Origin of the sequence: Thalassospira sp. MIT1004 (genome assembly GCF_001858545.1) — a bacterium.
Taxonomy (GTDB): Bacteria; Pseudomonadota; Alphaproteobacteria; order Rhodospirillales; family Thalassospiraceae; genus Thalassospira; species Thalassospira xiamenensis.
In genome coordinates, this window is record NZ_MCAO01000033.1 from 367,539 (window position 1) to 392,809 (window position 25,271).

Below are 25,271 nucleotides of genomic sequence, written 5' to 3' on the forward strand. Positions count from 1 at the left end.
AACCATTGAAAAAATGGACTTCTACTTTTTCTCGAAGAATTTTCATGTAATCAGAATTTTCATGCGGTTTCCGAAATGCGTGAAACTTGATGAGTGCATCCTGGGAGCTTGATGCGTCAAAATCTTGAGGTATTCTTCAATCTAGGGCAGAATTCAGCTCGCTTCTTCCCTTGGAGCAGTCCCATGAATCGGCCTAGTACAGAGCAGTCCTACCTTCTTAGTCTGGCGGCCTCGGCCGGCGATCTTGTCGACACTGCATTGGCAACATCTACGCGTCGAAGATACCAAGCTGCTTGGAAACGATATCAGGATTGGTGCAGGTTGCACGGCTTGGTACAGAGCGCTCCTTCGGCCAAGACAATCGGTCTGTTTCTCACAGAGCGTTCCCGGATAGTAGGCATGTCGGCTCTGACACAAGACCTCTCGGCGATCCGGCATCATCTAAGACTTTCCGGGTGCGCGGTAAGGGACGATCGCGAGCTTTTGGCTCGCCTCCTGAAAGGGTGTCGGCGCGCAAAAAAGAATATCAATCGACCTAAACGCAAAATCGAACCTGACACGCTTCTCCGAGCGTTGGAACTTATTCCCCAAACCCTGAAGGGTCGACGGGATCGTGCGATGTTACTGACTGGTTTTGCTAGCGCGATGCGTCGATCGGAGTTGGTCTGCTTGGAATGGAGTAACATCCGATTTGAGGAAGAGGGGTTCTGTATCACCACTGGTTGGAGCAAATCAGGTAAAGCGATTGATGGCTGTTTTGTTCCCAGAGTTTCTTCACCATTGTGTGCATGGTCAGTGCTAAGCGGATTACGTGGTGAGCTCTCAGACAGTAGCCAATTCTGCTTTCCTCGAATTGCGGCTCATGCTCCCACCATGCAGCACGTTTCCGACCGATATCTTTACCGCCTCATAAAGCATCTGATGGCCGAGCTTGGAGCTCCTCACGAAGAGTATGGTGCTCATTCATTGCGGCGGGGGTTTATTACCGCAGCTCATCATGCCGGCGTTGTGAACGGCGATATTCTCAATGTCACGCACCATCGCACCGAAAGGGGTCTCATGCCATACATTGCTGGCGTCGATGGCAATGCTTACCGGAAAGTCATCGCAAGTCTTGGAGCAGGTTTCGATCAAGATGAAAGAGGCTAGTGCCGAACTTAAAAGCATTCCTGCGTATGTCGCGAGAGAATTTGAACACCCGCAATATCTGCTCGATTTTGTGGGGGTCGGACATGACAGTATGTTGTCGGTCGAGGAAGGTTATGATTCTCAGCAGATTTGGTTGATTGCTCGAATTTTGGAAATCAATGAATCAGTTTTAACAGTCGAACACGATCTTTACGGATGGGCCAGATCAAACGCGCATACAGCAGTTCTGCGACGGTTTCCCATCAAGGATTTTTCGCAGGTCCGTGAGAGTCAACTTCTTTTCTACCACAGACAGATCCTACCCAAAGAACAGTCTTTGGTGACCTATAGGATGTGGGTTGACCCAGAATCTATAGAACATGTTTGGCTCCATCGCGAAACCAAGAATGATGTTCTGCTCTCGCGTTCATCACAGAGTAATAGAATTAATCAAGGGTGGATTGCACCTCGGTTTCGTGTGTCGTCTATCTTGAGACAGTCTGGTAATCGTAGCCACTATGGATCAGAGTTTAAGGAAAAAATTCTTCTAAGTCCCGGCGATCTTTTTTGGATCTATTTTCACAAATCACCTCTCTTGGTCCAGTATCTTCTGGAAGGAGCGACGAAGCCCGTATTGCCGCGATTTTTTCAGCGGCAACCAAAACAAGTTGGCCTAAGGTATGAGGCCGTACTGAATAAATGTGACAGTCTGACTTATATTCGTGCGGCTATAAATTTGGCGAACTTTCAGGTTTCGGGTGGAAGATCGAATGCCTACCTCAGTAAAACAGCTCAGATGCTCGTCGGTATTTTGTTTCGCGACGGGCGCGCATTCTCCGAATTTCCCCTACTCTTTCCGTTTACCGAACCGTTTATGATCGAGTTTCTGGGGCGTCGTGTGTTGACTTCAGAGCCAAAACTGGACCGTCCTCTAGATGAGGCGGCTGAAGGGCAATTAATCAATCGTCAGGCCATTCAAGCTGTTCAGATTATTTCAATTGAACCCAAACACTGTGTCACGCGACTTTATTTCTCAAGCAAGCAAAAAATTGCGAAGAGGTTTAGACCGAATAAAAACGGTCGAATTGATGTCCCGGTTTCTGGATTCTTTGGTGAGTCAATTCTGCGGAAAACGTTTAGGTGGACACCGCCACCCGAACTTGCGTTGAGAACCGCGCAAGTTGGCCCTCCCCTCCGTCCAGCCAGTTACAATCGACTCCCGACGGATCATCCAAAAGAGAGGTCGATTGGAAATGTGAATACGCCGGAAGAGCTAATTCGAGTATCTAGGACACTATTTGATCAGAAGGTAAAAGTTCCTTTCAAAAGAATACGGACGATCTTGGGTCAAGCTCCTCATTACGACTATCGTTTCCGAACATTTCAACTCCTTCCATCTAGCCCAAATGGAAACAGAGCTATCTTCACTACTTGGTTGGGCAGTAAGGTTGGCTTTCCAATCAGCCCGACCGCATCCGCACTTTTCTCACTGGTTGAGTCCACTTCAGCGCAGGTATGGACATTGGCTGCCGATTGGCTTCCAATGAGTCATGAATATCCGACGATCTCACTTGTTGAAATACCTGAGTGGTGGGGCACCCCGATCCTCGTACAGCCCCATAGCAAACGCCGACTTTGTGTCCTAATGGCAAGGTTGTACCTTCATAACGCGAATTACTATTTGTTCTGTGTCGAGCGGCGATCGCCGCCCCATTATTCTCCGTTGCGACTTGGAAACTTTTTGGTCAAGCCGGACGAAGAAATGTGGCTTGGTCAGGATGTTCTCTTGGATATTCTTTACACTGGCGTTCGGTCAAGTAATGGCGGTTGGCCTCGAACGGAAGAACTCGTAGAAGTAGCCGGATGCTATTCATACCCTGTCAGAAGAAAAGCTAAGAGCCGAGAAGGGGTAGGAGACGATCTTTTGCGTGCAATTAATAAACTGGATTATTGAGGTCATAATTGAGCAGTGCTGTACCCTCACGTAATTCGTGACATGGGTCATCAATCGGACGTAAGAAGTAGGATCGCCAACACTTGGCATTCGTGCCGCACGCGATAAGGCTCCAGGGCCAGTTGAAAATGAGCCGACCCACGAGTGCCATTAGTTGATGTCGAGTTTCGCAATCGAGAACGCCAATGTTGGGTTTTTCGCCTGGCATGTTGAGCCTCTCATAATCTCCACCCATCAATTTATGGACAGTATTCCGTAGCTCAGGTGCTCTGTGCCCTTGCCCTGTGCAGCAACGCATAAGTTCTGAGATCAATCGAAGCAATGCTTTCGGCGTATCCGATGGGGTGTCCCAGAAAATTGTCCCCGTTGTTATTGCTTGATCTATCCTCTGTTGTAGTCGGAAGGCATAGGAATCAATGTGAAAATTCGTCTTTGCGTCACGCCGGTCCATGCCGCATTTGTCGCACTTGTGGATCTCGCCGCGATGCAGGCAGACGGGTGCTTCGCAATTCCAACAGCGATCAAGCAGACGTTGGCGATGTTTTGTACAAACCGTAACGCAATTTAGGCGCCAAAACAGCTGATAGTAGCCCTCTTCCTTTAGGCACTGTGGACAATAGGTTTGGCCGAACTTCTTATGAAGTCTGTGAAATATCCCAAGGACGGTGATCTCTTGCTGCAACCCTGAGCCTGAAGTTTCCGGTAGCAAAAGCTTTTCGTAAAATGGAAAGGTGGTTGCGAGTGCTTTTGCTGGCGAAGTGCCCGTCAGTATCGCCATCTGACGGAGAATGTTTGAGTCTCCCAGGCGATCAGTATCCCTGTTCCATATCGGATAGAGGGGCCAGACCAGATCACAAAATGTTTGTAGATAAAGCCCATTCAAATGCGCCGTTCGGACAACCCAGCTCGATAGGCTTTCACCGCATTTTGGCCGTGGACGGACTGGTAAATAGCTCCTAGCCATGAGACTGCTTGGCCAAATCACGTAGCCTTGCTGCCTGAACGGACTTTGGAACAAAGCCAGTATCCCTGAAGTGAGCAACTGTAAGGCTTGGGGAGCCATCATCAAATGCAATGTAAGTTGCTTCTTTCAGAAAATCGATCATATCTCCCAAATTGCCCTCACCTACAGTGAGGATCATCTGTGCAATTTCCTCGTTCTTATAAAGGAATGAAGGTTCGGGTAACGGAATCAAGGATTCGATCATATAGAGAAGTTTTCGGTACTCCTCGCCGTCTTTCCATAGAGGCAAACTATAGGGGCGAAATCGGCTGGCTAATTGGGGGTCAGATGCAATGACCCGTGCTGCAGAGTCTATGCCAGCAGCAACAAAAGAGATGCGTAACTCATTGCTTAAAAATCGCAGCATGTTCAAAAACTCGTGCTGAGACCGAACACTGCAGCGGGCGACATTGTGAAACTCGTCAATGATGATTGAACGAAGACCGAGACTTTCGCATAAAGTAAGAGTTTGGATCTCAAGAACAGAAGTCGCGGCTGACTCTTTAAAGAGTGCCCCCAGACGTTTTAGCATCATGGAATAAAAACGTCGCAAATCGGGTCTGGGGGGCATGGTTATAAATATAACGGGAACATTGTTGGATTCAGCTTCGATATCCGTGATCGGCGGATGAGCTTTAAGCGCTCTTTCCAGAATCATCGTTTTTCCGTTGTTGCTCTTTCCAATCAGCAACATTGAAGGCATCCGATGACACGGAGGTTGTTTTACTGTGAGAGAAATCTCTCTCAACAAACGATCAGCATATTCGTAGGAAGTCCACTTTGGTTCCTTCATCCAAAGGGTTTTCTTTTCCGCATTTTCCGCGAGTAGCTGGAGGGTTCTTGGGTGCAGGTGAGATGTCATTCGAGATCAATCCCTGTCTGCAAAATCTTTGGATCGAACTCATAAACTGCTTTACGCCCTTCCGAGCGTCCGCCTTTGTCTCTATCCGCTTCCCGTGTAGTGGCGAGCTTATTACCATCAACGTGTTTGGCTCTTTCGCCGTTATTGATGGCTGGAACTGTAGAAGGGTTGTTGCTAGGCTGGAGTGCCTTTTGCCGTCTCTTGCGCTTGTGGTGCTTCGTTTCTTTGAGAGCTTTCTCGGTGTCCCGACGCATTTCAAGCAGGCTTTCCACAATCTGAGTCTCGTTCTCTAAAGCCCTTCCTGCACGCTCTGCTTCACGAGTAATGATGTTGTATTCATATTGGCTCATTGGTGGCAGGGATTTATCCCTGTAGACGAGCGGGTAATACTTCTGTTCGCTAGGCACATAGATGAACAGTTTGGAGATATCGCGTGGGTCATAGCGAACCGTGTAGCTTCTCTTCTCGCCCATATTGAGGAGGTGATCCAGGATTTCACCATCATACTCAATGTGATTGAAGCGAACGCCGTACTTCTGAACCGTTCTCGTAACCTGCGGTAGGAAATCCAACAAAAAGCGATCTGGGTCTTCAGGTTCTCTGCTTGTCTTGCCATATTTTTCGTACATTATCTGTAAACCTTGTTCGAACTTTGCCATCGGGGGCATGCCGATTTCGGTATGCACTTTGTTATGGTAGACGCCAGTAATGAAAAGAGCCCACCTTCGATCTAATTCGCTTAAAGTCAGGCATGCATCTTTTTCCGGGTTGTAGTCGGAATTCTTGTTTGGAGGGCTTCTTGTCGAACCTGGTTGCCCATGATTTTGCCGGTTCATGTTTCTGATCCAGCTTTCTACTGTGCCCCCAAAATTCGGTTGTCCTAAGGGTCTGAACAGAACGGATATTCCATATTCTTGGCAATCTCTGACAAACAGATTTCTCCTGAACTCTTTGGCATTATCGGTATGAATTATGCCGGGTAGTCCGTGCATTGGCCATGGAGCGCTAATACGGCGTTTAAGTAACCATTTGTCCTTCCTTAGGACAGCGTGTGTCAGACACATCGCAACGGAAAGAGTGCTGGGGTGTGCAAAGCTCACATAGTATCCGAGACATGCTCGGCTATAACAATCAATAGCGGTCGTTAAAAAGGCTCTTCCGATTACGCATCTGTTTTCTGGATCGACGAGATGTCTGTCGGTTGGTGTATGATCAATTTGAATGCATTGCAGCGGATACTCTGCGTACGGAAAGTGCCCTTGTTCCAGTTTATATTTTTCGTTCGCGTGCTTTACTGAAAACCGTTTGCTGCATACGGTTTTGGGCGCCACCGAAAGAATCCGTTTCCGAAATGCGGATATTGAAGGCAACGGGATATTCTTTAGTTGGCAATCTACACGTAACTCGTTGTACGCAGAGGCTAGCGTTGGTCTTCGTTTGTTTAGGTAATGTGTATCGATCGTGGACGTCATCAAGGCCTCTTGATCCTTAGTGAGCCGTCCAGTTCTAGGCATGGTCTTCTTGCTCGAATGCAAAAAACACGAGGTGTTTGGCTTCTTGATATATCGTTGGACCAGTCTGTAGAACGTAGCAGGTGAGACATGCAATTCTTCTGCATGTGCTTCAGCTTGGGCTCTGGTCTTCTGCTTGGTATCTAGCCACCGTTCGACACTAGTGCGAAATTGGCACGCCCTTTTCCATTCTTCGTCGGAAACCTTATCCCGCTTGTTATCGCTGGCAACTGGGGGATGACCTTGTTGCATCATGGCGTCAACCTGCGTTCTATTTCGATTCGGACCCGAAACATACCACATAATGGCTCAGTCGTCAGCAGGTGCCATATCGACCACCACTTTACTTAGAAATCTTGCCACATACTGACAAGGCTATTTTCAGTTACGAGCGACATCGGATCAGATGCGATTTGGCGGTTTGCCAGCATCCTTAGAACTTCAGAAAATACGAGGTTACTTGGGAAGTTTCCCAATTCTTGTTGAACGTTTTGAATCAGTTTAGGTCCGCCTGTCCGAAGAAGTGATGCAATGGCTGTTTCCAGCTTCGTATTTTCGGGATTGCGGCGAAATGGCATTAGCTGTTCGGCTCGATGCAGTTCCGGCGTTCTGATTTCGTCTTCGCTATAGACAGCAAATCTCCAGCCGCGCCGTTTTGCCCAACGTTGAGCGTGCTTGAATTTTCCTATGAGATCCGGCGATTTTGGGCCGTTAAGCTCAGAGGTGAATTTGACCTCGACAAAGATGCTTTCAAGATGAGTTGGTATGTTGTTATGGTAGACACGTCGCACGATATGGAAATCTGGGGTGTAAGACCTGAGGCGAAAGTCTTCGTCAAAATAACCAATCTTTATGGGTTGTGCATCGATAACACGCACACCTCTTCTCAGAGCCATGATTGTAATGAAGTCTCGCTCAAGGCGGCTTTCAAACTTTACGAAGCCACCTGTGCTATCGATAATGATGTTTCCAGTTGATGAAATCCTGCTCGGCGGAATTTCGCGCTGACTGATGGTGGTTTGGGAGGCTGCTGAAAGTACTTCGAATAAAGCGTCAGATTCCGAGGAAATTTTAGCGAGTCTCAGGTTATCGTGCTGAGTCTCATATTTAGAGAACCAGTCAGTCCATTGGTCGTTGATATCATTGGCCATAGCGAATCTCACATTTAGAAAACTTTTCCAGGTGGCCATCGTGTTCGCCCTGGCGAGATTTCCTTAGCCCATCATGGCGTTCTGTTTTTGGATGAATTACCGGAATTTCAGCGCAATGTCCTTGATGCATTGCGTCAGCCACTTGAAACCGGGCAGGTATCGGTTGCGCGTGCCAATGCGCATGTAACCTATCCGGCGCGCGTGCAACTGGTGGCGGCAATGAATCCCTGCAGGTGCGGCTATTTGGGTGATAATGATCTGGCGTGCACGCGGGCACCGCGATGTGGCGAGGATTATCAGGCGCGGCTTTCCGGCCCGCTTCTGGATCGTTTTGATATCCAGATTGATGTTCCCGCAGTCACACCCGAAGAACTTGACCTTCCGGCGTCGGGCGAGACGACGCAGGTGGTGCGCAAACGGATTTTGGTGGCGCGCGAAACCCAGTCATTACGATATAAAAATGATAATATTTTGACCAATGCTGAAGCAGATGGCGAGGTCTTGCAAAAAGCAGCGGTTCTGGATGAGGATGGGCGTGCCTTGTTGCAGGATGCCACGCGTCAGATGAAGCTTTCAGCTCGCGGGTATCATCGTGTTTTGCGTGTTGCCCGCACGATTGCCGATTTGGCGGGCATGGATAACGTCAAGCGCGGGCATATCGCCGAAGCCCTTGGTTACCGGCATATGGCTTATCGGAGATGATCAGGCAACACGGGAAATCCGGTAAACGGACGATGGTGGTACATTGCGCATGATCGTTCCGATCCGGCTGGCGCGAAGGCCCATCCGATCAAGAATGGTGCTTGGAATCGGGCAGCGCGGGCCATAGGTGAACTGATAGAGGGCACCGGTAGGTCCAAGATAACGGAATGCACCATTCAAAACGCCCATCACTTGGCGGGGTCGCATGGAAAGCAATGGCAGGCCGCTGATGGCAGCACCCAGATCATTGGATGGATAAAGCGGGTTTAAGGTGATTCGGCTGGCATCCATATGCAGCACCCTGGCACGTGGATAACGATCTGAGAGCAATCGGGCAAATTCGGCCCCGGCTTCGACCAGGGTCAGATCGCCCTCATCAAGACCGCGCGCGATCAGGGCCCGTGTAAAAACACCGGTACCCGGACCAAGCTCAAGCACGGAGCCGGTTGCGGGGGAAATTTCGGATGTAATCAATTCTGCCAATGCCGAACTGGAGGGGGAAATGGCCGAAACCCGTTTGGGATCGGCCACCCAGGCCCGAAAAAACGGCAACAGGTCCGACATCGCATTTACTGCCTTTTGATCGAATTTCGATAATGACGTCAATCTCATCATCCTTCATGTCGCCAAAAGTGCAGGTTTGTGTTCATTTTGTGAGAACACGTGAAAAACCGGGATATCGCGATTAATGTGTGTTCCGACGCAGATCATCAATCAACTGTGCCTTGGCTGGATCAGTATGGAAACTTGAAGGGATGATCATCATTCCCTTGGTGCCATCGCGGGCTTCGATCATATAAAGGGTGGCATCATCCCCTGGATCGGTACCTGCATCGACACTGTTGCTGTGCACGATTTTCAGATCTGCCGGATCATAGACCGGGCCGCCCCCATCACAACGTAATACGCCATCTTCATAAACGAATTGATGCGAAAAGCCGTGGCGGATGGCATTTTCCTGCAGTTCTGCGAGATTCATGACTTGGCTCCTTGCTCGTTTTGATATCCGTGTTTCATAAACGCGCAAAGAGAATGACTGTTCCGTCAGGATTAAGGATTGCCCGATTTGCTCTCGCGTTGCTGACTTCGCAAATGGTCAATCAGTTCGGCTTTTTCATGTTCTGTGTAAAAACTGCTCGGTACGATCAGGGTGCCACGCGTACCGTCGCAGGCCTCGATCATATAAAGCGTCGCATCATCACCCGGATCGGTGCCGCTATCGACGGATCGACTGTCGATAATAGTCAGATCATTGGCGGAATAGCTTACTTCCTTGCCATCGCAGGTAACATGGTTTCCAGCCGCACTGAAATGATGGGTGAAGCCCTTAAGTGTGGCAATTTCCTGCAGTTCGGAGAGATTCATGGTGTAAGCTCCGTTTGCCGGTGTTTCGTGGGATTTCAATCATAGCATGATAAGGCTGAGAAATATTGCCATTACTATGACAGAAAACCTCAGATTTCCTTTTTCATGCCTTCGTGGCTGGCGACAAAGCCGAGCCGTTCGTAAAAGCGGTGCGCATCCTTTCGGCTTTTATCGGTTGTGAATTGCACAAGCGATGCACCAAGTAATTTCGAAATCGAAATGGATTCGGTAATCAGCTTTTTCCCCACATTCTGACCGCGACATTTTGACGACACCCGCACCCCTTCGATCTGCGCACGCAGACGGCCTTTGCGCGAAAGCCCGGCAATCAGGGTCAGTTGCAGACAGCCAACAATATCATCACCGCGACACGCCAGCAGGTATTTGTTGGGAAGGGCTTCGGTGCTTTGGCTTTGCATGGCATCGAACGCGGCATAATAGACATCAGGCAGCGGATCGCGCAGTTCTTCGCGGGTTTTGCCCTTTTCGTCATCGGCCAGAAGCGCAACGATGGCCGGGAGGTCTTCGTGGGTGGCGTAGCGGAAGGTAATATCGGTCATAAAGGCATCCTTGTTCGGGTCGAGGTGCCATCATGGGTTAAAATCAGGGGCTTGCCAATTTGCTCGGTGGAGTTTTTGCGAGTTTCTTGTCGCTGTTTTGGCAATAGGGCCATTCGTAGAACGGCAAAGGTGCCGTCCTCATGTTTGCAGGACGGCACCTTTGCGTAATCACCCTGTCGCGCGGGATCTGGGAAAAGCGGCAGGGCAATCAATTTAATGATCGGGATCAGGCAAGGCCGCCATTGGCGCGCAGCGTCTGTCCATTGACCCAATCGGAATCCGGCCCAGCCAGGAAGGAGACAACACCGGCGATATCTTCTGGCTGTCCGAGGCGTTCAAGTGGCGGCATTTTGGAAAACTGCGTAATCTGTTCGTCGGTCTTGCCGTTCAGGAACAGCTCGGTAGCAACCGGGCCGGGGGCTACGGCATTGACCGTGATATTGCGGCCGCGCAGTTCCTTGGCATAAACACCTGTCATGGCTTCAACCGCCGCCTTGGTTGCATTGTAGACCGCATAACCCGGCAATTTCAGATGAAGGGCCGTGGTTGAAAAGTTGATTACCCGACCGTTATTGCGCAGGCGTTTGGCCCCCTCGCGCAGCATGTTGAAGGTACCGCGTACATTGGTATCCATCATCGAGTCATAGACCGCGTCACTCATTTCCGAGATCGGCTGTGTGGTCATGACGCCAGCATTATTGACGATGACATCAACCCCGCCAAAACGGGTTTCGGCGTGATCGAACATCTGTTTGACGGCATCGGCATCGGTGATATCGGCCTTGATTGCCATCGCCTGATGGCCGCTTGTTGTCAGTTCGTCGACAAGGGCGTTTGCGCTGTTGGCACTGTTGGCATAGTTGATAACAACGGCAAAGCCATTCTGTGCCAAGCGTTTGGCAAGGGCCACACCAATGCCACGTGCGGCACCGGTGATAATGGCGGTTCTGGTTTCATTTGCATTTGTCATGTCGGTTTTCCTGCCTGGTGATGAACCAATTTCGATGGGCGGAGTATGAACCGGATGACATTTGGGATAATTACCCCATAATCGACAATACTGTTCGATAAATCATAACAATTTGAAATGCGATGGACCGGTTTGAGGAAATGCGCAACTTCGTTCGAATTGTCGAGCGCAGAAGCTTTACCAAAGCAGCGACGGATCTTCAGATACCACGCGCCACGATGACCAACGCCATTCAGCGCCTTGAAGAACGGTTGGGTACTCGGCTTCTGAATCGCACCACCCGGCAGGTTCGACCAACTCTGGACGGCGAAGCTTATTACAAGCGCTGTATCCGGATACTGGGCGAGCTGGAGGAAGCCGACGGCCTTTTTCGGCCTTGTGCGCCCAAGGGGCTTTTGCGCGTCAATCTTCAGGGGACACTGGCCCGGATGTTTGTCATTCCGGCCCTGCCGGGCTTTATGGATGAATATCCTGATATCACGCTTGTGGTGGCGGATGGTGATCGGTATGTCGATCTGGTTCATGAGGGATATGATTGCGTTTTGCGCAGTGGGGAACTGGTCGATTCATCCATGATCAGCCGTCGTTTGGCAACAATGCCCGAGGTGACGGTTGCAAGTCCCGGCTATCTTGAAAAATATGGCATGCCCGAGCGGATCGAGGATTTTGAACGCCAGGGACACCGGGTTGTTTCCTTCCTTTCCGGTGCGGATGCCAAGTCGATGCCGATTGATTTCACGATTGACGGTCTTGTGCGGCAGGTGGAGATTCCTGCCAATATTTCCGTGACCGGGGCGGATTTATATATCGCGGCGGCTATTGCCGGGCTTGGGATCATTCAGGTCCCGTATTACCGCGCGGTGGCCGATCTGAAGGCTGGTCGGCTGGTCGAAATCCTGCCGCAATATCCGCCGGAATCGATGCCTGTATCGGTGCTGTATCCACATAACAGGCAACTTTCACCGCGCGTTCGGGTATTTACCGACTGGCTGGGGCAGCTTTTTGCCAATGGGATCGAAGGACTGATGGCAAGCTGATTGCGGTTCGAGGTGACTAACGTTGGCAGGCAGAATGGACTGGCATAGCCAACCATTCTGCTCCTTTACCAACGATGCGGCTTAATATCCTGTTTTACGATCAACAAGGCCGCGCGGGGTTTCGCCGCGTGAGATGCGATCAATATTTTCGGCGATCTGATCGACCGATTCCTCAATCCGTGTCGCGGCCGCGATATGCGGCGTGATGCGGATTTTCGAATGATCCCAGAACGGGTGGCTTTCGGGTAGCGGTTCGGTTACCGCCACATCAAGGAACGCCCCGCGCAGATGCCCGGTATCGATCAGGCGCAGAAGATCCGCCTCCACAATCATCGCACCGCGCGCGGCATTGATCACTGCGGCATTTTTTGGCAATTGGGACAGAGTGTTTCCGTTCAAAACGCCCTCGGTTTCGGCGGTACGCGGCAACATGCAAACCAGGATGTCGGATTGTCCAAGGAACTCGTTGAGGGTTTCGGCCCCGGCATAGGTGGTGATGCCATCAATCGCCTTCATCGTGCGGCTCCAGCCGGATACGGCAAAGCCAAGCTGGGTCAGGGCGGTGGCGACCGCCGCACCAAGTGCACCCAGCCCCATCACCCCGACCCGGCATTTCGAAATACGTGCGACATCGTGCTGGGTCCAATCGGCCTTGGCCTGCTGACGGGCATAAATATCGAAATCGCGCATGAAATGCAGCGCGGCATACAGATGATATTGCACCATCTGATCGGCCATACCGGCATCTTCAAGGCGAATGACTGGCACTTCTGTCGGAAGGCTGGGCGCTGAAAGTACATGATCAACACCCGCGCCAAGTGAGAAGATCGCCTGAAGTCCCGTCAGGCTTTTAAGCAATCCCTGCGGCTGTTTCCACAACAAGGCAAAATCAATCGTTTTGGGATCGTAATTTTCACATTGTGTGACGATATTTGCATCCTGCAGGCGGGCGACCATGGCCTCTTTCCAGCGATCATCCTCGCCCGCCGCCGCAATCAGGATGCTGGGGGTTTTGCGGGTAGCATTGGCGGAACTGGCGGCGGACATGGGCAATTCTCCTGACGGACGGATGATGTGGATCGACGATTTAGGGATGTCGCGGATACCGATCAGAACCGGCATCGCTCATATTACCTGATCATATAACGCATTGCAGGGCAAAGCGTTCCGCGACATCAAAGCCAAAGTCTGATCATCTCTGCCTGAAATGCCAATTAATGCGCAAAAATCATCGCCGGATCGCGGAATGTCTTGAATTCCAGACCATTGCCGGCCGGGTCTTCCACAAAGAAAGTTCCCTGTTCGCCCGGTTCATCTTTAAAGCGGATTTTCGGCTCCAGCAGGAATTTAACCCCCGCTTCTTTCAGGCGATCTGCCAGATCATGCCATTTATCCCATTCCAGAACCGCGCCAAAATGCGGGATTGGCACCGCATCACCATCCACATTCCCCGCGCCGGCATTTTGTCCTGCTTCGGGGCGAACATGGGCAGAAAGCTGATGACCAAAGAAATCAAAATCAATCCATGCCTCGGTCGAACGACCTTCGTCACAGCCAAGGATATCGATATAAAACGCGCGTGTATCGGCAATCGATTTAATCGGAAATGCCAGATGGAACGGGGGCAGTGACATGTGAACCTCGTAACGTTAAGGAAATTGCTGCGGCCTAGGCCTTTGGTTTTCGAAGATAAATGCTGTGCAACAAATGGTCTTTCTTCGGGCCAGTTATTTTTATTTTAGTTTCGAAATGATTTTCATCATGCCAGATCATGCAATGATGATAAAAATCATCACCACAGGGATGAATGTCTCGTGCACAAAGCACATCGGCAGCATTCTCTCCAAATTGCAGCAGGACATAGCGATTGCCAAAGCTTAACGGATCGCGAAACAGAAGCTCAATCCCGGGCAGGTCTTCATGCAGAACGAAGTCGTATTCGCGGTAACCGTCAAAGCGTTTGCCATCCCCGCGCTCAAGAACTCCTTCCTCCCGATAGCGTATAATTCCGGTCTTTTCAGGCTCTATCAGACGAAAAGTCACATCGCCTTTGAACTTTCCTGTGGGACCAATATCTCGCACAAGCGTCCAGTCACCCGGAAGGCTTTGGAAAATCATAGCGGCGGACGAGATATCTCGGATCATGACATTCCGGTAAATCAAAAAGGCAGGGACGCCATAGCCGCCCTGCCCCGAATTCTAGTCTTGCAGGCGTTAACCTTAGTCTTTTGGCAACATCAGGCCCAGCTTTTTGCCGCCGATGATATGGACATGAAGATGCGGGACGTCCTGGCGGCCATGGTCGCGGGTATTGGCGATCAGGCGATAACCGTCCTCGACAACGCCTGCCGCGGCGGTGATTTTGCCGATTGCGCGTGTATAGGCGATAACTTCTGCGTCCGATGCATTGGCTGCAAAGTCGTCATAGCTGGTATAGGCACCCTTCGGGATCACAAGGATATGGGTCGGGGCCTGCGGGGCGATGTCGTGAAAGGCAAGGACGTGATCGTCCTCAAAAACCTTGTTGCACGGGATTTCGCCACGAAGAATTTTGGCAAAGATGTTTTGCGGATCATAGGCAGAGACGGCCATGGGGATGCTCCTGATCTTGACGGGATATGACCCTATTTATCGGTGCGGGATGCCTTTTCGGCAATACCGGAAATACCCTGGCGTTCGGCCAGTATGTTCCATACATCTTCCGGTTTTACCCCCTGATCGGCCCAAAGAACAGTCAGATGATAGAGCAGGTCGGCACTTTCGGATGCCACTTTTTCCGGGGTTTCGGCAAGGGCCGCGATCACGGTTTCAACGCCTTCTTCGCCAACTTTCTGGGCGATTTTTGCCGTGCCCTTGGCAAAAAGTCTGGCGGTGTAGCTCGTTTCTGGATCGGCACCCTTGCGGGCGGCAATCACAGTGTAAAGCTGATCAAGGATATGTTTATCAGTCATAATCACCCCTCGCGGACCGGGATGCCGGCGGCTTTCATGTGGTCCTTGACCTCGCGGATACGATAGGTCCCGAAATGGAAGATCGAGGCAGCCAGAACCGCCGAGGCATGGCCTTCGGTCACACCTTCGACCATATGGTCCAGCGTCCCGACACCGCCCGATGCAATCACCGGCACATGTACGGCATCCGCAATTGATCGCGTCAGCGGCAGGTTAAAGCCCGACTTGGTGCCATCGCGATCCATCGAGGTGACCAGGAGTTCCCCGGCGCCATATTCCGTCATTTGTTTTGCAAACGAAACGGCGTCAATCCCGGTTGGTTTGCGACCACCGTGGGTAAAGATTTCAAACTTGTCCGGGCCGGTCGATTTGGCGTCAATCGAAACCACAATACATTGTGATCCGAACTTGCGTGCCGCTTCGCGCACGAAATCGGGGTTATTGACCGCGGCCGTATTGATCGAAACCTTGTCGGCACCTGCCAAAAGCAGTTTGCGAATATCTTCAAGCGAACGCACGCCGCCACCGACTGTGACGGGCATAAAGCATGCCTCGGCGGTGCGGGCAACAACGTCGAAAATGGTATCGCGATTGTCGCTTGATGCGGTGATATCAAGGAAACAAAGCTCGTCTGCGCCTTCGGCGTCATAGATACGTGCTTGTTCCACTGGATCGCCGGCATCAATCAGATCAACGAAATTGACTCCCTTGACGACGCGACCGTCCTTGACGTCGAGACAGGGAATGACACGGGTTTTCAGCATGGTCGGTTTCCTGTTTGGGTCCGCTTAGGACAATGCCCTGATAGCTTCTGCCAGATCAATCCGGCCATCGTAAAGTGCGCGTCCGGAAATCGCGCCGTCAATCCCGGCATCGGTATGTTTGGCAACTGCAATCAGATCATCCAGCGATGAAACCCCGCCCGATACGATTACCGGGGTCGAAATCGCGCTGGCAAGGGCTACCGTGCTTTCGATATTCGGGCCGCCCATTGCACCATCGCGGTCAATATCGGTAAAGATGATTGCGGTGACACCGCAATCCTCGAATTTCTGAGCGAGCTCAAGCGCGGTGACTTCGGATGTTTCGGCCCAACCTTCAACCGCGACATAGCCATCGCGGGCGTCAATGCCAACCGCAATACGACCCGGCCATTTTGCACAGGCTTCTTTGACAAAATCTGGATTACGCAGGGCGACAGTGCCAAGGATCACACGGGTGATGCCCTTGTTAAGCCAGTAATCAACCGTTTCCATCGTGCGGATACCGCCGCCAAGCTGGGTTTTGGCCTTGCCTGCGACTGCGGCAAGGATGCGGTCAACCGCGGCTCCATTGACCGGTTCACCGGCAAAAGCACCGTTCAGATCGACGATATGGACCCAATGACAGCCGGCAGCGACAAATTCACCGGCCTGTGCACCCGGATCGTTGTTGAATACGGTGGCCTTGTCCATATCACCGCGCAGCAGGCGAACGCATGCACCATCTTTAAGGTCGATTGCCGGATAGAGATTCACTGGTCAGTGTCCTGTATTTTCTTGGTGTAGTAGTAACCTTCGACCATTTTACCGTTGACCATTGCGTAATAGGGATTGATGCCCCAACGGACATAACCCAGCCCGTTATAAAGTGCGATGGCAGCAGTCTGGGTTTCACGAAGATCAAGTTTCAAAACCGAATAACCGCGTTCGCGCGCATAAAATTCGATGCTGCGCACGATGGCCTTGCCATTCCCGCGCCCGCGCGCCCACGGTGCCACGAAATGGCCGGTGATCTGGGCCGAATGCCGTTGTGCTTCAAGGTTGGACGGCGTTTCAAGCAACTGGGCGGCCCCGGAAATCACGCCGTCAACGCGCGATACAAACAGATGACGCCCCGGCATCAGCAAAACGCCGCGCCAGTATTTTTCCATATCCGGACGATCCGGCGGGGTCAGCCAGCCAAAACCTCCGCCTTCGACGATTGCCTGGGTACAGGCATCAACGATGTCGGAAAGGTCGCCCGCGCTCAGTTCCGTAACGCGTTCGGCGGTAACACCGGGTTCGATCGTATTGCTCGGTGCGGTCATGGTTTCCATCCCAGGAAGTTACCAATGATGGTAAGTCCCGTTTTCTGGCTTTTTTCCGGATGGAACTGGGTACCGATCATGTTGTCGCGCCCGATCATCGCCGTAAGCGCGCCACCATAATCGACCGATACCAGCCGTTCATCCGGATTTTGAACATGCATGTGATAACTGTGCACGAAATAGGCATGATCGCCATCCGATACACCCGACAACACGGAATGCGATTTGCCAGACAGATCAAGGACCAGCTCGTTCCAGCCCATATGCGGGATTTTAAGCGACGGGTCTGCGGGTTCAATTGCAACCACTTCGCCCTTGATCCAGTCAAGACCCGGGGTGTCGGCAAATTCGCGACCAACCGTCGACATCAACTGCATGCCGACACAAATGCCAAAGAATGGCTTACCACCTTTGATGACCTGCTCGTTCAGAACTTCGACCATGCCGGTAACGGCATCAAGGCCGGCACGGCAATCGGCATAGGCACCAACACCGGGCAGGACGATATGGCTGGCATTGCGGACCTTTTCCGGATCATCGGTGACAATGATATCGGCGGAAATGCCGGTTTCGCGGGCCGCGCGTTCAAACGCCTTGGCAGCAGAACGCAGGTTGCCTGAACCGTAATCGATAATCGCAACACTCATGGGTAGGGGGTGCTCCCGGATAAGGGGGTGGGCGCAACATTTTGCAGGGTATCGTGAACAGCGCGTCCGCCACGCAGGCGATCAAAGAAACGATGTTCGGCTGCATTTTCGTTGGGGCCTGCGACAATTTCGACAAGCTTCCAGCCACCGGCCGCGAGCTTTTTGCGCCGCAAGTCATTGGCAATCAGGCCAAAACCGATGCCGGTCGCAAGGGCGAGGGCAAAATCCATTTCCGGACCGCCATCGAATAGATAGATCACAAGATTGCAAATCAGCGATACGCCGATCAGACCAAAAAAAGCGGCCCACAAACGATGATAAAGCGCCCAGATGCCGCTAAAAATAAAGGCCCAGAAATTAAAGCCTTCGCGGATCAGGATCGCATTTTCCATCGGATTGGCATCGCCGGGATGGGTATGGACTGTGTAAACCTTCATCGAAAACCGACTTCCTGTTCCAGGTGATGCATCACCCGGTCATTCGGATCATACTAGGGGCATCTGGCGGGTTAAAGCGACCCGCCGAGAACACCCTTGGTCGAGGGAATGGCATCGGATTTGCGCGGATCGATCTCGATCGCGGCGCGCAGGGATCGTGCCAGCGCCTTAAAGGCACTTTCGACGATATGATGGTTGTTATCGCCATACAGATTTTCAACATGCAGCGTCAGGCCAGCAGCCTGTGCAAAGCCCTGGAACCATTCGCGGAACAGTTCGGTGTCCATATCCCCGACCTTGTCGCGAGTAAACTCGACATTCCAGATCAGATAAGGACGGTTTGAGCAATCCAGCGCCACACGTGTCAGTGCCTCGTCCATCGGAAGCAAGCAACTGCCGTAACGATTGATGCCCTTTTTATCGCCCAGTGCTTGCGAAAACGCCTGACCGATTGCGATGCCTGTATCTTCGGTGGTGTGATGGAAATCGATATGCAGGTCGCCCTTGGCCCGGACTTTAAGGTCCATCAGGCTGTGGCGTGAAAGCTGTTCGAGCATGTGATCAAGGAAGCCAATCCCAGTCTCGACATCGTATATGCCGGTCCCGTCAAGATTAAGCTCGACCGTGATCTGTGTTTCGTTGGTATTGCGCTCTACGCGGGCCTTGCGCATGCAAAGCTCCTTTCCTGCAGGTATCAATGCATCTGTTGGGTCGTATTTAGCAATAACAGCAGCGAAAAGCCAGTTTAACCGGCTAAGTATTGGCCACAAAACGTAACCGGTATTTGTCATTGTTAAACTGTCCGGTTTGATGGCTTAGACAAAGTCGAACTTGTCGACGTCAAACAGGCCCTTGTCCGTCATTTTCAGGTGCGGGATTACCGGCAAGGCTAGGAAAGCGACCTGCAGGAACGGTTCTGGCAGGATGCAACCAAGATCCTTGGCGGCAGCGCGTAGCGTGATCAGATCCTTCTCGACCACCTCAAACGGTTCCGTACTCATCAGTCCGGCAACGGGTAACGCCAGTTCGGCCGTGATCCTGCCACCATCTGCAACGGCAAAGCCGCCACCCAGTTCAATCAGTCGATTGACCGCGGCGGCCATGTCGGCGTCATTGGCACCGACCACAGTGATATTGTGGCTGTCATGCCCGACCGAAGATGCAATTGCACCGCGTTTCAAACCAAAACCACGGACGAAACTGCGCCCAATATTGCCGTTCTTGCCGTGGCGTTCGACAACGGCCACCTTGATCACATCCTTTTCAAGATCGGGTTTGAGGCCGTTATCGCCAATTTCAAGGGTGGCTTCATCCCGGAAGGTCAGGATCAGGCCCGGTTTGACGCGTATCACAGGCGTTTGGTTCTGACCCGGTTTGGGTTCGGCCATGAATGCCTCGGCGGTGACCGGTTTGGCCTTCATCGAGGTCAAGCCAATTGGCGCAACGGTTTCGCGGGCGTCAAACAGACCGTTGGTGACCAGACGGCCACCGGCAATCACATCGCTGACCGCGCAGGTTTCCAAATCATCAAGTATGGCTATATCGGCCCGCCAACCAGGCCCGATCAGTCCGCGGTCACGCAAGCCGAAAATGCGGGCCGCTGAATGCGATGCAGCGCGATAGACATGATGGATAGGGCAATTACGTGCTTTTAAATGACCAATTAATCGTTCAATAAGACTATCAAGGTGACCCTCTTCACCAATATCAAGCGGATTGCGGTCATCTGTGCATAGCGCAACGAAGCTTGACGTATTTTCATCCAGAATTTCGGCCAGCGCCTCAAGATCCTTGGAAACAGATCCTTCGCGGATCAGGATCGCCATGCCCTTGGCAAGCTTTTCGCGTGCTTCGGCGGCTGATGTTGCCTCGTGATCGGTGCGGATGCCCGCGGCCATATAGCCGTTCAGTGCCGTACCCTGTACCAACGGGGCGTGACCATCGATATGGCCGTCCTGAAAGGCTTCAAGTTTTGCCATGATGCCGGTATCAAGGTTCAGAACACCCGGATAATTCATCATTTCGGCCAGCCCGACGACCTTGGGATGGTTTCGGAATGGCAGAAGATCATCGATTTCAAGCTGCGCACCCGATGTTTCAAACCCGGTTGCCGGAACGCACGATGACAGATTAACGCGGATATCCATCACGGACCGTTCGGCGCAATCCAGGAAGTATCTGATCCCGTCCGCTCCCAGCACATTGGCAATTTCATGTGGGTCACACAGGACCGTGGTCACACCGTGCGGCAAGACGCAGCGATCAAATTCAAACGGCGTGACAAGCGAGCTTTCGATATGCAGGTGCGTGTCGATAAAGCCCGGGACGGCGAATTTACCGGCACAGTCAATTTCGCGGTCGCCCTCGTATGTGGCATGCGTACCAACAATCCGGTCACCCACAATGGCAATATCGGTTTCAGTTACCTTACCGGTGATGACATCAAGCAATCCGATATTGCGCAGGACCAGATCGGCCTTGATCCTGCCCTGACCGGCCAGAATGCATTTGCCAAGATGGGTTTGCGCAAGGTCAGGATTGCTCATGATCATTTTCCTTCGTTCTTTGAAATTCTTTTATGGTCCAAGGGTAAAGCATGTGGCGGTGATACGTCCTGAATTTTTTCTGTTCCGTCGCATTGAAACAGTGTTTGTGATCCGGGGATGGTGGTTCGCGGGGCTTGGCCCTTGACCGGGCGGTTGTGCGTGCTAACTCTTGATCGAACGCATTGGATGAAAATCTAGGGATTATTTATGAGCGAAAAATCGCAGCCGAGCTGGCATGGCACGACGATCCTGTCGGTGCGCAAGGGCAATGAAGTGGTGGTTGCCGGTGACGGTCAGGTTTCTTTGGGCCAGACCGTGATCAAGGGTAACGCCCGCAAGGTGCGCCGCATCGGCCAGAAAGGCGAGATCATCGTCGGATTTGCCGGGGCGACGGCGGATGCCTTTACCCTTTTGGAACGTCTTGAAGCCAAGCTGGATCGTCATCCAGGCCAGACCATGCGCGCCTGTGTCGAACTGGCCAAGGACTGGCGCACGGATCGCTATCTGCGCAAGCTTGAAGCAATGATGGCCGTGGCCGACAAGGATGTTTCGCTGGTCCTGACCGGAATGGGCGATGTTCTTGAACCGGAAGACGGCATTATCGCCATCGGATCGGGCGGGAATTATGCACTTGCCGCGGCGCGGGCCCTGATTGATCTGGACCTGAGTGCCGAGGAAATTGCCCGCAAAGCCATGGCGATTGCCGGTGATATCTGTGTTTATACCAATGACAGCGTTACGCTGGAAAAGATCGAGGATGCGAAATAAGGGTGCCGTTTAGGGCCTGACATCGCATTTCCGTCGCAAGAACTAACGGATAAATTTAATGACCCAACATTTCAGCCCGCGCGAGATCGTATCCGAGCTCGATCGCCATATCATCGGTCAGAAAGATGCCAAGCGGGCGGTCGCCATTGCCTTGCGCAACCGTTGGCGCCGCCAGCAGCTTGACGACACGATGCGCAATGAAGTGCTACCCAAAAACATTCTGATGATCGGCCCGACCGGTGTTGGCAAAACCGAAATCGCCCGGCGTCTTGCCAAACTGGCAGAGGCCCCGTTCATCAAGATCGAAGCCACCAAATTCACCGAAGTTGGTTATGTCGGTCGTGATGTTGAACAGATCGTTCGTGACCTTCTGGAAGTGTCGCTGGACCTGACGCGTGAAAGCATGCGCAAGAAAGTCCGTGCCAAGGCCGAAATGCAGGCCGAGGAACGCATTCTTGATGGTCTGGTTGGTGAAAATGCCTCGGCTGATACCCGTCAGAAATTCCGCAAGATGCTGCGAGAAGGCGAATTGCAGGACAAGGAAATTGAAATCCCTGTTCAGGAAAACAGTTCTTCTTCGATGCCGACCATCGATATTCCCGGCATGCCGGGCGCACAGATGGGGATGCTGAACCTGTCGGACGTGTTCGGCAAGGCATTTGGCGGTCAGACCAAACCAAAACGCATGACCGTCGAGGAAGCGTTTGAGCGTCTGATAGACGAGGAAGGCGACAAGCTTCTGGATATGGACAAGGTCACCGCAGAGGCCATCGAAAACGTTGAACAGAATGGTATCGTGTTCCTTGACGAGATCGATAAGATCACCGCGCGTTCCGAGCGTGGCGGTGATGTATCGCGCGAAGGTGTGCAGCGCGATTTACTGCCGTTGATCGAAGGGACAAGTGTCTCGACCAAACATGGTACGGTCAAAACCGACCATATCCTGTTTATCTGTTCGGGGGCATTCCATCTTTCAAAGCCATCGGACCTGCTGCCGGAATTGCAGGGCCGTTTGCCAATCCGGGTCGAGTTGAAAGCCCTGACCGAGGAAGATTTCCGCCGTATTCTGCTGGAACCGGAAGCATCCCTGATCAAGCAGTATGTCGCACTGCTGAAAACCGAGGATGTTACGCTGGAATTCGCCGACGATGCAGTTGATGAACTTGCCCGTATTTCGGCCAGCGTCAATGAAACGGTGGAAAATATCGGCGCACGTCGACTGCATACGGTGTTGGAAAAGCTTTTGGATGACATCAGCTTTACCGCAACTGACCGCGGCGGTGAAACGATTAAGATTGATGCGAATTACGTCCGCGAGCAGGTCGATGGCCTTGCCAAGGATGCGGATCTTTCGAAGTTTATTTTGTAATCGAGATGTTCGATTAGGGCAGATACGCAAAGGGCTAGCACGATGTTGCTAGCCCTTTTACTTTAACCCTGCGCGGTTTGATCTTGGACTATAATTAGGGCATGTATATTGAATGGGTACGGTCATGTCATATGACATTGTTTATCTGGCAGACAGACCTGATTGCGTTGATGCCTGTGCGGCTTGGGCATATGGGCGTTGGGGCGTGCAAAAGACTAAGAGTAGTCTTGAAAATGCCAGGGCTTACTTTGCTCAATGCAGTCAGAAGGACGGTCTTCCGATGACTCTTCTGGCGATCAACCGCGATACCAACCTGCCGATCGGGATGATTAGCCTTTGGCCGCAGGATGGGCAGAAATGGCCGGATAAAACCCCATGGATTGCTGCAGTCTATACGCTTTACCGCTATCGCGGGATGCGCATTGCAACAACGCTTGTCGAGCGTATCCTGCAAGAAGCAAAACGTTTTGACTTCGATATTGTTTATCTTCAGGCCGGAAGTGCTGCCGGGATGTATCGAAAATTGGGATTTCGCGAAATTGAACGCAGAGATGCGAGTACTGCTGCCGCCGGTCATGAAATCCTGTTCTGCAAGGATATGTGATTGTTGCCCAAAGCGGTTCAGGCGGTATGGAGTTTGCGGATATTATCGCTGGCCTTGGCGGGCAGATAGACGGTGAATACCGAACCAACCCCCTGTTCGCTGTCGATGATCATGGTGCCACGGTGGCGTTGCACCAGATGTTTGACGATAGCGAGACCAAGACCGGTGCCACCAACGGCACGCGACCGTGCCGTATCGACCCTGTAAAACCGTTCAGTCAGGCGTGGCAGATGTTCGCGTGCGATTCCGTCGGAATGATCCCGGACGGCAACGGCCAGAACACGGTCATGCCGGTAACGGGCCAATGCACCCGGGGTGTTTTTGGCCAGTGTGATCGATACATCAATACTGGTTTTGGGATGTCCGTATTTGATGGCGTTTTCGACCAGATTGACAAAAACCTGGGTCATTTCCTTTTCCTCGCCAACAATTTCGGTGTTGTCGAGGTCGCAGGAAATCCTGATTTCCATGCCCTTGGCTTCGGCCTTCATCGCCAGTGTCTGGGCGACTTTGTCGATGATCTTGCCGATATCGCAATCATCAGATGGCGGTGTATGTTCGTTCAGCTCGATCCTTGCAAGTGACAGCAAATCTTCGATCAGGTGCTGCATACGCTGGCCCTGATCACGCATGACCGGCAGGAACTGGTGCAACGCATCGGGATCGTCCTTTGCCGGGCCTTCAAGCGTTTCGATAAAGCCCAGCAACACCGAAAGCGGGGTGCGTAGTTCATGCCCGGCATCGGTCGCGAAATCGGCGCGCATCTGTTCAAGTTTGCGAAGCTCTGTCAGGTCCGAGAAGGACAGAACAAAGTTCCGGTCCCCGGTTGCGGCTGGCAGGCGCGCGGTCAGAACATCGAAATGACGATGGGCGTCGCTTGCCAGAACGAATTCGGCATGTTTCATCTGTTCGCGTTCGCCCGCGACATCATCAAAGGCATCAAGCAGGATCGGATCGCGGATATATCGTGTCAGATCGCGACCGGTTTCCAGATTGTGGAACAGGCCGCGTGCGGCCTGGTTAAAACCGGTCACAACGCGTTGCCGGTTGACCATTACAACCGGGTTCGGCAGGTGATCAAGGATTTCGGCATCGGTGCTGGTCTGGGCTTCAAGATGGGCGATGCGTTCGCGAAATGCGTTGGTGATCTGGGTATAAAGGGACGACAGCTCGGACGCCGCACCGAAAAAAAGATGCTGTGGCGGGGTGCCGCGGAACTTGTCACGCAATGCGGTAGCGTAACGCGCAACACGGCGCAGATCATCGAAATAGATACGTAAAACCCCGGCGACACCGACCCACGCCAAGACCGCACACAGAATCGCTGTGCCCCAGCCAAGCAATTCCATCGATGCCAGTACGATAAAGATCGCAGCATTCGGGAATGCAACCGCAAATGCGGTCATTAACAACTGGCGAAAGCCCAACGGATGCTCCTGATGTCGGGTACCCCAGAGGGTACGCATTAACGCATGCAAAAAATTTCGACTAAAATGATTATGCGCCGGTAAAGATCAAATAAAAGTTAGATGACAGTTTTCAAGTATCGGAAAAGCTTGAAAAAATACGTCGTCCGAACCCTGATCATACAGGTGTATAATCCGATTTTGCCAAAAAATCTGCGAATGCGCCAGCGCG

The 25,271-nt window shown here is 52.1% G+C and carries 27 protein-coding genes and 1 pseudogene; 7 read left to right on the forward strand and 21 right to left on the reverse strand.

Annotated elements, in window-relative coordinates; translation table 11 throughout:
* Positions 1-399: 399 nt before the first annotated feature.
* Together BC440_RS13250 and BC440_RS23150 are read left to right on the forward strand one after the other, a co-directional pair.
* Positions 400-1,149: a tyrosine-type recombinase/integrase gene (locus BC440_RS13250; RefSeq protein ID WP_071240279.1), complete on the forward strand. Its 750-nt coding sequence runs from the start codon at positions 400-402 to the stop codon at positions 1,147-1,149.
* Positions 1,082-3,082, forward strand: a complete 2,001-nt coding sequence (locus BC440_RS23150) for a hypothetical protein (RefSeq protein ID WP_175484488.1) — start codon at positions 1,082-1,084, stop codon at positions 3,080-3,082. The genes BC440_RS13250 and BC440_RS23150 overlap by 68 nt, the downstream gene beginning before the upstream one ends.
* Positions 3,083-4,038: 956 nt before the next feature.
* Here the strand turns inward: BC440_RS23150 and BC440_RS13260 are convergent.
* From BC440_RS13260 to BC440_RS13270, 3 genes are all read right to left on the reverse strand, one after another.
* On the reverse strand, positions 4,039-4,947 hold the full coding sequence (locus BC440_RS13260) for a TniB family NTP-binding protein (protein ID WP_071240281.1): 909 nt from the start codon (positions 4,945-4,947) through the stop codon (positions 4,039-4,041).
* Positions 4,944-5,783, reverse strand: coding sequence for a Mu transposase C-terminal domain-containing protein (locus BC440_RS23535; RefSeq protein WP_244271160.1), 840 nt, complete (start codon positions 5,781-5,783; stop codon positions 4,944-4,946). The genes BC440_RS13260 and BC440_RS23535 overlap by 4 nt, the downstream gene beginning before the upstream one ends.
* 1,022 nt (positions 5,784-6,805) lie before the next feature.
* Positions 6,806-7,648, reverse strand: a complete 843-nt coding sequence (locus tag BC440_RS13270; RefSeq protein ID WP_071240283.1) for a TnsA endonuclease N-terminal domain-containing protein — start codon at positions 7,646-7,648, stop codon at positions 6,806-6,808.
* Between BC440_RS13270 and BC440_RS13275 the strand changes: the two are divergent.
* Positions 7,640-8,311: pseudogene (locus BC440_RS13275) on the forward strand (ATP-binding protein); the annotation flags it as partial. The gene BC440_RS13270 and the pseudogene BC440_RS13275 overlap by 9 nt on opposite strands.
* Here BC440_RS13275 and BC440_RS13280 read toward each other — a convergent pair.
* The 5 genes from BC440_RS13280 to BC440_RS13300 form a co-directional block, all read right to left on the reverse strand.
* Entirely contained in the window at positions 8,312-8,923 is a 612-nt protein-coding gene (locus BC440_RS13280; protein ID WP_063092241.1) for an SAM-dependent methyltransferase, read from the reverse strand.
* A gap of 73 nt (positions 8,924-8,996) precedes the next feature.
* A complete protein-coding gene (locus BC440_RS13285) occupies positions 8,997-9,290 on the reverse strand; it encodes a hypothetical protein (RefSeq protein WP_063092240.1) in 294 nt (97 codons plus the stop codon).
* A 71-nt stretch (positions 9,291-9,361) separates the two neighbouring features.
* Complete coding sequence (locus tag BC440_RS13290; RefSeq protein ID WP_063092239.1) at positions 9,362-9,676, reverse strand: hypothetical protein; 315 nt, start codon at positions 9,674-9,676, stop codon at positions 9,362-9,364.
* Positions 9,677-9,765: 89 nt separating this feature from the next.
* A complete protein-coding gene (locus tag BC440_RS13295; RefSeq protein WP_063092238.1) occupies positions 9,766-10,236 on the reverse strand; it encodes a GNAT family N-acetyltransferase in 471 nt (156 codons plus the stop codon).
* 226 nt (positions 10,237-10,462) lie between these two features.
* Positions 10,463-11,206, reverse strand: coding sequence for an SDR family oxidoreductase (locus BC440_RS13300; RefSeq protein ID WP_063092237.1), 744 nt, complete (start codon positions 11,204-11,206; stop codon positions 10,463-10,465).
* 122 nt (positions 11,207-11,328) lie between these two features.
* Between BC440_RS13300 and BC440_RS13305 the strand changes: the two genes are divergently transcribed.
* Complete coding sequence (locus BC440_RS13305) at positions 11,329-12,243, forward strand: LysR family transcriptional regulator (RefSeq protein WP_063092236.1); 915 nt, start codon at positions 11,329-11,331, stop codon at positions 12,241-12,243.
* An 81-nt stretch (positions 12,244-12,324) separates the two neighbouring features.
* On the opposite strand, the gene BC440_RS13310 is transcribed toward BC440_RS13305, so the two are convergent.
* From BC440_RS13310 to ade, 12 genes are all read right to left on the reverse strand, one after another.
* Positions 12,325-13,290, reverse strand: coding sequence for a glyoxylate/hydroxypyruvate reductase A (locus tag BC440_RS13310; RefSeq protein WP_065702163.1), 966 nt, complete (start codon positions 13,288-13,290; stop codon positions 12,325-12,327).
* A gap of 167 nt (positions 13,291-13,457) precedes the next feature.
* Positions 13,458-13,877, reverse strand: a complete 420-nt coding sequence (locus tag BC440_RS13315) for a VOC family protein (protein WP_063092234.1) — start codon at positions 13,875-13,877, stop codon at positions 13,458-13,460.
* Positions 13,878-13,911: 34 nt separating this feature from the next.
* A complete protein-coding gene (locus BC440_RS13320; RefSeq protein WP_063092233.1) occupies positions 13,912-14,388 on the reverse strand; it encodes a DUF6314 family protein in 477 nt (158 codons plus the stop codon).
* A 75-nt stretch (positions 14,389-14,463) separates the two neighbouring features.
* Complete coding sequence (locus tag BC440_RS13325) at positions 14,464-14,835, reverse strand: histidine triad nucleotide-binding protein (protein ID WP_063092232.1); 372 nt, start codon at positions 14,833-14,835, stop codon at positions 14,464-14,466.
* A 32-nt stretch (positions 14,836-14,867) separates the two neighbouring features.
* Positions 14,868-15,194, reverse strand: coding sequence for a phosphoribosyl-ATP diphosphatase (locus tag BC440_RS13330; protein WP_007088470.1), 327 nt, complete (start codon positions 15,192-15,194; stop codon positions 14,868-14,870).
* Positions 15,195-15,196: 2 nt separating this feature from the next.
* Entirely contained in the window at positions 15,197-15,958 is a 762-nt protein-coding gene (hisF, locus tag BC440_RS13335) for an imidazole glycerol phosphate synthase subunit HisF (RefSeq protein WP_063092231.1), read from the reverse strand.
* A gap of 24 nt (positions 15,959-15,982) precedes the next feature.
* On the reverse strand, positions 15,983-16,711 hold the full coding sequence (gene hisA / locus BC440_RS13340; protein ID WP_037989078.1) for a 1-(5-phosphoribosyl)-5-[(5-phosphoribosylamino)methylideneamino]imidazole-4-carboxamide isomerase: 729 nt from the start codon (positions 16,709-16,711) through the stop codon (positions 15,983-15,985).
* Positions 16,708-17,262, reverse strand: coding sequence for a GNAT family N-acetyltransferase (locus BC440_RS13345; RefSeq protein WP_037989259.1), 555 nt, complete (start codon positions 17,260-17,262; stop codon positions 16,708-16,710). Before BC440_RS13345 ends, hisA begins: the two co-directional genes overlap by 4 nt.
* Positions 17,259-17,909 (reverse strand): imidazole glycerol phosphate synthase subunit HisH, encoded by a 651-nt coding sequence (hisH, locus tag BC440_RS13350; RefSeq protein WP_037989080.1) that lies wholly within the window; start codon positions 17,907-17,909, stop codon positions 17,259-17,261. The genes BC440_RS13345 and hisH overlap by 4 nt, the downstream gene beginning before the upstream one ends.
* Positions 17,906-18,346: a DUF2628 domain-containing protein gene (locus BC440_RS13355; protein WP_063092230.1), complete on the reverse strand. Its 441-nt coding sequence runs from the start codon at positions 18,344-18,346 to the stop codon at positions 17,906-17,908. The genes hisH and BC440_RS13355 overlap by 4 nt, the downstream gene beginning before the upstream one ends.
* 71 nt (positions 18,347-18,417) lie before the next feature.
* Complete coding sequence (gene hisB / locus BC440_RS13360) at positions 18,418-19,017, reverse strand: imidazoleglycerol-phosphate dehydratase HisB (RefSeq protein ID WP_007088464.1); 600 nt, start codon at positions 19,015-19,017, stop codon at positions 18,418-18,420.
* Between the two features lie 144 nt (positions 19,018-19,161).
* On the reverse strand, positions 19,162-20,892 hold the full coding sequence (gene ade / locus BC440_RS13365) for an adenine deaminase (RefSeq protein WP_063092229.1): 1,731 nt from the start codon (positions 20,890-20,892) through the stop codon (positions 19,162-19,164).
* Between the two features lie 207 nt (positions 20,893-21,099).
* On the opposite strand from ade, the gene hslV reads away from it, so the two are divergent.
* From hslV to BC440_RS13380, 3 genes are all read left to right on the forward strand, one after another.
* A complete protein-coding gene (gene hslV, locus BC440_RS13370; RefSeq protein ID WP_007088462.1) occupies positions 21,100-21,660 on the forward strand; it encodes an ATP-dependent protease subunit HslV in 561 nt (186 codons plus the stop codon).
* A 58-nt stretch (positions 21,661-21,718) separates the two neighbouring features.
* Positions 21,719-23,029, forward strand: coding sequence for an ATP-dependent protease ATPase subunit HslU (gene hslU, locus BC440_RS13375; RefSeq protein ID WP_007088461.1), 1,311 nt, complete (start codon positions 21,719-21,721; stop codon positions 23,027-23,029).
* A gap of 124 nt (positions 23,030-23,153) precedes the next feature.
* Positions 23,154-23,633, forward strand: a complete 480-nt coding sequence (locus BC440_RS13380) for a GNAT family N-acetyltransferase (RefSeq protein ID WP_223304937.1) — start codon at positions 23,154-23,156, stop codon at positions 23,631-23,633.
* 17 nt (positions 23,634-23,650) lie between these two features.
* On the opposite strand, the gene BC440_RS13385 is transcribed toward BC440_RS13380, so the two are convergent.
* Entirely contained in the window at positions 23,651-25,039 is a 1,389-nt protein-coding gene (locus BC440_RS13385) for an ATP-binding protein (RefSeq protein WP_247643573.1), read from the reverse strand.
* Between the last annotated feature and the right edge of the window lie 232 nt (positions 25,040-25,271).